The sequence below is a fragment of the Acetivibrio sp. MSJd-27 genome, assembly GCF_018918095.1.
Lineage (GTDB): Bacteria > Bacillota > Clostridia > UMGS1840 > HGM11507 > HGM11507.
Window position 1 is genome coordinate 20,684 of sequence record NZ_JAHLPV010000033.1, and the last position, 7,783, is coordinate 28,466.

Consider the following 7,783-nt stretch of genomic DNA (forward strand, 5'->3'; position numbering starts at 1 on the left):
CGTACGCCTACGGATTGATTTTGACGAAATATCCCTTCGTTTTTCGCAGTCTGAAAATTATTGGTTCATCGCCTGATCTAGTTTTTGTCTGGTCTGTGTAATTTTATTCGCGTCGGCGGCTTCTGTTGCATACCAGCCACGGTTCTGCATTTCGGTGAAAAGGTCAAACTGCATGTCGTGCTCCTCTTTTAAAATGTTCATCATATCATCCTTTAAGCAGCAGTCCACACATTCATTTGCCCAAATATTATAATTGGTCTCGATGTGCTTCTGAGAATTCAGGCAGTCTTCCAGAAGTTCTTTATCACAGGTTAAAAAATTATTCATTGGAAACCTCCTAGTTTAAGTGGTTCATTAAGGTAAAATAATGCTGCTGATGTTTGTCTGCCATCTGCGTCCATTTTGTCTTCAGTGTCTGATCCGTAGACTGTTCCGCATAGGAACGGTATTTCTTCACCAGAATAATTTCATTGCTGCATTGTTCTTCAATTGCTGTCAATTCTTTGGAAGTTAAATTTGCCATAAGAAAGCTCCTTTCATCATTCAAATTCAATTTTAGTATGGTTTTTTCCAAGTTAACTATTCATCTTTTTGTATTGTTGTGGTATAATAAGCTCAAGTGATACTTGAACGCAATGAATGATCTTGCGGAGTGAATTGTGCTTTCCGCGCCGGAGGGGCAATTCCATTCATGATAATAAAGTTGTCAATTTATGAAAAGAAAGAGAATGACAGCGAAATCCTTCGTAAATTTATAAAAATAAAAGGGTGTGTAATATGGTAAGATTGGTTGATTTTATCGACAGCGAAATTTGTAAAAGAAAAATTTTAAAACTCTCATCGTTCGCAGAAAAGAATCCGATATTTCACAAGAAAACACAGGATGCCGCCAACGCTTTGTTCATAGATAAGGACAGAGAGAGCTTTTTAAATAAATTAAATGAAATTCGTGAAGAATATGCGGCGGTGCTGGGGGATAATGCACCTGCCGTCAGTCTTTATCTATACAGTATTGGATTCCCGCTGTATATGCAGGGGCAGAGAGAATTGGGCATACCGGAAGAGATAGTGACGGATACCGTAAGGGATATTAATGTCTGGATATCTAATCACAAAGCGATGTTTCATGAAGATGGATTTTCGCAGGATGGATGGATTCTGAATCATTTTCTCGGGGAACTCTATCAGGTTGGAAGGCTCCAGTATCAAATCACAAAATACACCAATCCGACCGAGGTATACAGGAAAGACGACTCTGTTCTTGTGGCCGCGAAAGCCGGGGTAGAGCTGGAAGAGGACGGGGATTGCGTCTATGAAAAACCGGCGGTGAAGAAAACAGTATATGAGAGAAAAGGGGATGTGCTGACTGCTCATTTTATAAATAAAACCACTGGATTGGTTTCGCTGGAACCTGAAACAGTAAATCTGAGCGGTTGGGAAATGGTGCTGGGCGATCAGGAGGACGTTTTGTCCATTCATATCCCTGCAATCGGGAAGATGGATTATGCTCTGTGTAAACAGTCTATCAGCCAAGCAGTAACTTTCTTTCAAAAATATTTCCCCCATTACGAGATAAAGGGATTCATTTGTGCCTCCTGGCTGCTCTCCAATGAGGTGAAAGAAATGCTGCCTCCTCAGTCAAATATCGTTCAGTTTTCCAATTTATTCACTCGAAATATCGCCAAGGGGCATTACTATCTGATTGACAAATGGATTTTTGGACTGGACGTGGAAGATCCTCTTTCCGTAGAACCGACCAGCACACTAATGAGAAAGACGCAGGCATTGATGAAAAGCGGAGGCCAGATCTACGAGCGGGGCGGATTTCTCTTAATTTAAGGACAAGGTAACAATATTGAAAAATAGGAACAGCGGTATGGCTTTAAGGCCATACCGCTGTTCTCTTCTTCTCTTTTGTTCAAATGGTATCATCGCTGGAAAGCTCGTTTGCGAACGCTTCAAGCTGTGCACGGCTTTCCTCGCTGAGTGCTGATTTTATCTGAACGGTAGTGTCGGTGAAGGTTAAATTCTTGCAGGTATCCAGCATCTGCTTCATGGTCTTCGCGGCAACCGGAGCCCAGGTACCATTCTCTATGAAACCTACAATGCGGTTTTGAAAATTCCGTTCCGTCAGATGATGGATAAACTCCCGCATAAATGGGAAAATACCGTTGTTGTATGTGGTAGTAGCTAACACCAATTTGCTGTAACGGAAAGCATCCTCGACAGCCTCTGCCATATCGTAGCGCGCCAGATCGGAAACAACCACTTTTGTACATCCCTTTTCGCGAAGCTTGTCTGCAAGCAGCTCAACCGCTTTTTTGGTGTTACCGTATATCGAGGTATAAGCGATCATGACTCCTTCCGTCTCGACGGAATAGGATGACCAAATCTGATAAAGGTTGAGATAATAGCTTAAATCTTCTTTTAAAACAGGCCCATGCAAAGGGCAGATGATTTCAATATCCAGCTGGGAAGCTTTTTTGAGAAGGGTTTGAACCTGCGCACCATATTTGCCCACGATACCGATATAATAACGGCGAGCTTCGCAAGCCCAGTCATCTTCAATGTCCAAGGCACCGAATTTGCCGAATCCGTCCGCTGAAAACAATACCTTGTCACAGCTGTCATATGTGACCATCACTTCCGGCCAATGCACCATGGGGGCCATGACAAAGGTAAGGGTGTGTTTTCCGAGCGAGAGGGTATCACCTTCTCCCACAACAATTTTCTTGTCCCCGAAATCCGTTCCGAAAAACTGCTTCATCATCACAAAGGCTTTTGCAGTTGCAACAATTTTCGTATCCTTGTATCGTTCCATAAAATGAGATATACTTGCCGAATGGTCTGGCTCCATATGCTGAATAATCAGATAATCAGGGTGGCGGGAATGAAGGGCATGCTTCACATTGTCGAGCCATTTCTCTGTAAAATGGGCGTCTACTGTGTCCAAAACGGCTATTTTTTCATCTTTTATCAGATAGGAATTATAAGACATTCCATTTTCAACTATATATTGCCCTTCAAATAAATCAATTTCGTGATCATCTACACCGATATATTCAATGTCGTTGCTAATTTTCATTGTTCATCTCTCCCTCTGTTAATATGCGTCAAATTTCTGTTTATCATTCGATTTGCTTAAAATAATAACATATATTTACGAATTTTTCAACCTTCGAAAGAATGTACCCGCCGGCAATGCCGCTTGGCACGGTGTTTCCATATGTTTTTAAGAGAATCAGCAGTCATGATTTTCTGCCATATCTTTTTCCATTTGTCTTAACAGCAAGTCTCTTGCCGGGATATCAGCATGCACGGTATCAAACACATAACGGATTGTGTCCAAAATTTCTTTTTTGGAAGGATTTCCTTCCTGATAAGGAAGAAAATAAAGCCCCATGGGAAATCCGCCGGCTGCGGTTGGAAGCCGATAGCTCTTCAGAATCATCTCAGCACCCAGCCGCCGATAAAAACGAATACGTCTTATGGTATTCACATCCGTTTCATTTTCGTGTTCGACTTCCAGAAAAAGACCTTTGGAACCAGGGTATACATCGGAAAGCTGGGGCAGGATTTTACTTCCGTATCCCTTGGAGTGATATTCGCGAAATACGGCAATATAGTCAAGCCAGATATAATCCTGATACGGACAGGTTAAGATGTATGCGACTTGCCGCCCATCCTCCTCGGCCAGCCACAAATCGTATTTTTCCTCTTTTATGAGGGCGGAGAGCCGTTCTTTGCCTTTTAACTCCTCCGAAGGGAATTGAGTGAGCATGTCCTGGTAAACCGTTTCAAATTCTATCTGAGCGCCTTTTTTTAATATCATTTTATTCCTCCATCTATACATTATGGTTTTCGCAGGAAGGTTTTCTGCAATTCGGTGTAAAATGGTGCAAAGTCCATATCGGTTTTGGCGTTCTGTCTGTTCGATGGCTATGAATCCATAATATATTTAGTGTAACATACCTTTACTCTTTTTGGCAACGAAAAGACAGGAAATTTTCTAACGGGAATTTACTGGAGAATTCACTGCTGCAGAAGGCGGCTGATGGATGAAGGATTATCCTTGCCAAAAAAAGATTGATATGATAAACTGTGTTTTAATTACAATACCGTACCGTTTTGAAAAGCAGCCGAGGCTCTCATTCATAAGAGGCTGAAGACTGCATTATCCGAAAAATGGCAGAATGAAAAAACAGGGGGGAAGAATATGAAAGTACTGGATTTGACACATATTATTTCAGAAGGAATGCCTGTTTACCCGGGGACCAAGCCGCCGACACTGAAACCCGCAAGCACTTACGGGAAGGACGGATTTCGGGAGACATTGCTGACAATGTTCTCCCATACAGGCACTCATATGGATGCTCCCGCGCATCTTTTTGCAGGGAAAAGCACGCTCGATCAATTTCCGGTCAGCCAGTTTGTCGGGCGGGCACTTGTCATAGAATGCAAAGAGCTGAAAGAGGGGGAAAGCATCACAATGGAGCATGTCAGCCATTATGGGGAAAAGGCGGAGAAAGCGGATTTTCTGCTCTTTCATCTTGGCTGGGATCAAAGATGGGGTGCGGAGGATTATTTCAATGATTACCCATGTGTTGAGGATGAGGTTATTGATTTTGTCCTTGAAACAGGGAAGAAGGGAATCGGATTTGACGTCATCGGCATGGATCCTGTTTATGACCTGGAACTGCCGAGGCACAAAAGACTTTTTCAAACCAATCAGATTATAAATATTGAAAATCTAAAAAATCTTGGAAAATGCGGCGACGAGCTGTTCTGGTTCTTTGCTCTGCCCCTGAACCAAATTGATGCGGACGGCGCACCGATCAGAGCGGTTGCATTCTGGGAATAGTTTTTTGAAATCAAACGAATCCATTTCGTCATTCAATATGCAGAAACACTCAGTGTACAAAAATAAACGCCGCAGGCTTTTCATTGACAATAAACCAGGGAAATAGTATAATAAATAGCAAATACTGAAATGTTAAAGGAGGAACAGCAGAATGGTTGAACTGATAAAAAATGGCTGTTATCTATTGAACGGAACCGATCTGGTGGAATGCAATCAGGATGGGGAAGCCGTTTTAAAAAGCAAATATAATGTAACTCCGGATTCGGAGAAGGACAGAAAGGCTACAATGGCATACCGGATTTTGGAGAAGCATAATACATCCGGTAATATGGACAAGTTGAAAATCAAGTTTGACGCGATGGCTTCCCACGATATTACGTATGTGGGCATCGTACAGACGGCAAGGGCCAGCGGGCTTGAAAAATTTCCGATTCCCTATGTGCTGACAAACTGCCACAACAGTCTGTGCGCAGTTGGCGGAACAATTAACGAGGACGATCATCTGTTTGGCCTGTCAGCGGCAAAAAAATACGGTGGGATTTATGTGCCGGCACATCAGGCGGTTATTCATCAATATATGCGTGAAATGATGTCCGGCTGCGGGAAAATGATTCTGGGTTCCGATTCCCATACCCGTTATGGAGCGCTGGGGACAATGGCGATCGGGGAAGGTGGACCGGAGCTGGTAAAACAGCTTCTATGCAAGACTTATGATATCAACCGGCCGGAGGTTGTTGCGGTTTACCTGGAAGGAACGCCTCAGAAGGGTGTGGGACCGCAGGACGTTGCCATTGCAGTGATTGGCGCGGTGTTTGCCAACGGCTTTGTCAAAAATAAAGTGATGGAATTTGTGGGGCCCGGCGTCAGCAATCTGAACGTGGAATACCGAATGGGTATTGATGTTATGACGACGGAAACCACCTGTCTGTCCTCCATCTGGAGAACCGATGACCAGGTGAAAGCGTATTTTGAACTACATGGCAGAGAAGACGCCTTTGCGGAACTGAATCCGGGGACAGCCACCTATTATGACAGTGCGGTGAAAGTTGACCTGTCAAAGGTGAAACCGATGATTGCAATGCCCTTCCACCCCAGCAATGCCTATACCATTGAAGAGTTGAACGCAAACCTTTCCGATATTTTGCGGGAGGTAGAAATCAACGGAGCAAAACAGCTGGATAATCCGAATATCACATTTAAGCTGACTGATAAAATCACCAAGAACGGTTTGAAGGTGGATCAGGGTGTCATTGCCGGGTGTGCGGGTGGTACCTACGACAATTTAGTAGATGCGGCGGATATTCTAGAGGGACATTCCATCGGCAATGATGAATTTGCCCTGAGTGCGTATCCTTCCTCCCAGCCGGTTTATCTGGAACTGATTAAAAACGGTTCTGCAGCGAAGCTGATGGCTGCGGGTGCGACCCTCCGAACTGCATTCTGCGGCCCATGTTTCGGTGCGGGCGACGTACCTGCGAACAATTGCCTGTCTATCCGCCATTCCACCAGAAACTTCCCCAACCGGGAGGGTTCCAAGCCGGTGAACGGACAGATTTCATCTGTTGCGCTTATGGATGCCAGATCCATTGCGGCAACGGCGATCAACGGCGGAATTCTGACCCCTGCCACCGATTTGGATGTGAACTACTCTAAACCGAAATATTTCTTTGACAAAACCGTCTATGAGAACAGGGTATATGACGGATTTGGCAAACCGGACAGCTCCAAAGAACTGAAATTCGGTCCTAACATCGCAGATTGGCCGAAGATGTCCCAGCTGACGGACGATATCATCTTGAAGGTTGTTTCAGTGATCACTGACCCGGTTACGACAACAGACGAGCTGATCCCTTCCGGGGAAACTTCATCCTACCGTTCCAATCCATTAAAATTGGCGGAGTTCACCCTTTCCAGAAAGGATCCTTCCTATGTGGGTAAAGCGAAAGCGGTAAAGGTCTTTGAGGAAGCAAGGCTGGAGGGCGAGAGCCCGCTGGGTAAGGATAATGAACTGGATGAAGCTGTACAGAAAATCAATGAAATTAAGAAAATAGATATCCAAAATACCGGCATTGGGAGTTTGGTATTTGCAAACAAGCCCGGTGACGGATCCGCAAGGGAACAGGCGGCATCCTGCCAGAAGGTTCTGGGGGGCTGGGCAAACATTGCTTATGAATATGCCACAAAACGGTATCGAAGCAACTTGATCAATTGGGGAATGCTTCCCTTCACCATCGATCCATCAGACAAACTTCCCTTTGAAAACGGCGACTATATTTTCGTACCGGACATCAAAAAGGCGGTTGCGGATAAAGTATCATCGATCAAGGCGTATTCCATTCATAAAAACGGCGTGTCAGAATTCATGTTAACGTTAAGCGACCTGACAGACGATGAGAGACAGATTATTTTGTCGGGTTGTTTGATTAATTATTACAGAACTCATAAATAAAACATCTCATAAGAATCTGGAAATGCCGGGAAATTTCAAAGGGAATTTTCCGGCATTTCATAAAAAACAAGATAGTTTATTTTTTAGAATTAGTTATATTTAAAAAAAATCTTTTATTTGTTTTTATGGCAATAAAAGGTATTGACAAATATTTAAATCTCTGATATTATAATAAAACAGATAAATATGAAGGGCAAAATTATCGTGAGATAATGACGCAAAGCTATAGGGTCTTAGGGTCTTTTAAAAAGACAGCCAGTTGCTAATGAATTTCTTCATTAGCTTTTTTTATTTTTTGAAATGTAAAAAAATTCAAGGCTCAATGTTTATTATTTGATAAGAATCATAAAAACAGGCTCTGTAAAGTTAACATGAAAAAATAGCACCCGCAATCAGCCAATCTGGCTAAGCAACGAGCAAAAGCTCGCGTTTGCGCTTTTTGGACAGCTCGAGGCCGGCGCACTGTGCCGGGG

7 protein-coding genes and 1 riboswitch are annotated in these 7,783 nt (G+C 43.4%); of the genes, 3 read left to right on the forward strand and 4 right to left on the reverse strand.

The genetic code is table 11. The features are described 5' to 3' along the window. Positions 1 to 57: 57 nt before the first annotated feature. On the reverse strand, positions 58 to 327 hold the full coding sequence (locus tag KQI32_RS10205) for a spore coat protein (RefSeq protein ID WP_177691782.1): 270 nt from the start codon (positions 325 to 327) through the stop codon (positions 58 to 60). A gap of 10 nt (positions 328 to 337) precedes the next feature. Further along, positions 338 to 523, reverse strand: a complete 186-nt coding sequence (locus tag KQI32_RS10210; protein ID WP_177691781.1) for a spore coat protein — start codon at positions 521 to 523, stop codon at positions 338 to 340. 254 nt (positions 524 to 777) lie between these two features. On the opposite strand from KQI32_RS10210, the gene KQI32_RS10215 reads away from it, so the two are divergent. Continuing rightward, positions 778 to 1,839, forward strand: a complete 1,062-nt coding sequence (locus tag KQI32_RS10215; RefSeq protein ID WP_216424902.1) for an acyltransferase domain-containing protein — start codon at positions 778 to 780, stop codon at positions 1,837 to 1,839. A gap of 79 nt (positions 1,840 to 1,918) precedes the next feature. Here KQI32_RS10215 and KQI32_RS10220 read toward each other — a convergent pair whose 3' ends face one another. Then, on the reverse strand, positions 1,919 to 3,085 hold the full coding sequence (locus tag KQI32_RS10220; RefSeq protein ID WP_216424903.1) for an FprA family A-type flavoprotein: 1,167 nt from the start codon (positions 3,083 to 3,085) through the stop codon (positions 1,919 to 1,921). 156 nt (positions 3,086 to 3,241) lie between these two features. After that, positions 3,242 to 3,832, reverse strand: a complete 591-nt coding sequence (locus KQI32_RS10225) for a GNAT family N-acetyltransferase (protein ID WP_177689899.1) — start codon at positions 3,830 to 3,832, stop codon at positions 3,242 to 3,244. A 384-nt stretch (positions 3,833 to 4,216) separates the two neighbouring features. Here KQI32_RS10225 and KQI32_RS10230 point away from each other — a divergent pair, with 384 nt between their 5' ends. Further along, a complete protein-coding gene (locus KQI32_RS10230; protein WP_216424904.1) occupies positions 4,217 to 4,861 on the forward strand; it encodes a cyclase family protein in 645 nt (214 codons plus the stop codon). Positions 4,862 to 5,012: 151 nt separating this feature from the next. Next, positions 5,013 to 7,310, forward strand: coding sequence for a hydratase (locus KQI32_RS10235; RefSeq protein WP_216424905.1), 2,298 nt, complete (start codon positions 5,013 to 5,015; stop codon positions 7,308 to 7,310). 182 nt (positions 7,311 to 7,492) lie between these two features. Beyond that, a riboswitch (cyclic di-GMP riboswitch) is annotated at positions 7,493 to 7,577 on the forward strand. Positions 7,578 to 7,783 lie beyond the last annotated feature (206 nt).

Coding starts and splice junctions, on each gene's coding strand:
- KQI32_RS10205 (WP_177691782.1), bottom strand. CDS start 327: ATGAATAATTTTTTAACCTGTGATAAAGAACTTCTGGAAGACTGCCTG.
- KQI32_RS10210 (WP_177691781.1), bottom strand. CDS start 523: ATGGCAAATTTAACTTCCAAAGAATTGACAGCAATTGAAGAACAATGC.
- KQI32_RS10215 (WP_216424902.1), top strand. CDS start 778: ATGGTAAGATTGGTTGATTTTATCGACAGCGAAATTTGTAAAAGAAAA.
- KQI32_RS10220 (WP_216424903.1), bottom strand. CDS start 3,085: ATGAAAATTAGCAACGACATTGAATATATCGGTGTAGATGATCACGAA.
- KQI32_RS10225 (WP_177689899.1), bottom strand. CDS start 3,832: ATGATATTAAAAAAAGGCGCTCAGATAGAATTTGAAACGGTTTACCAG.
- KQI32_RS10230 (WP_216424904.1), top strand. CDS start 4,217: ATGAAAGTACTGGATTTGACACATATTATTTCAGAAGGAATGCCTGTT.
- KQI32_RS10235 (WP_216424905.1), top strand. CDS start 5,013: ATGGTTGAACTGATAAAAAATGGCTGTTATCTATTGAACGGAACCGAT.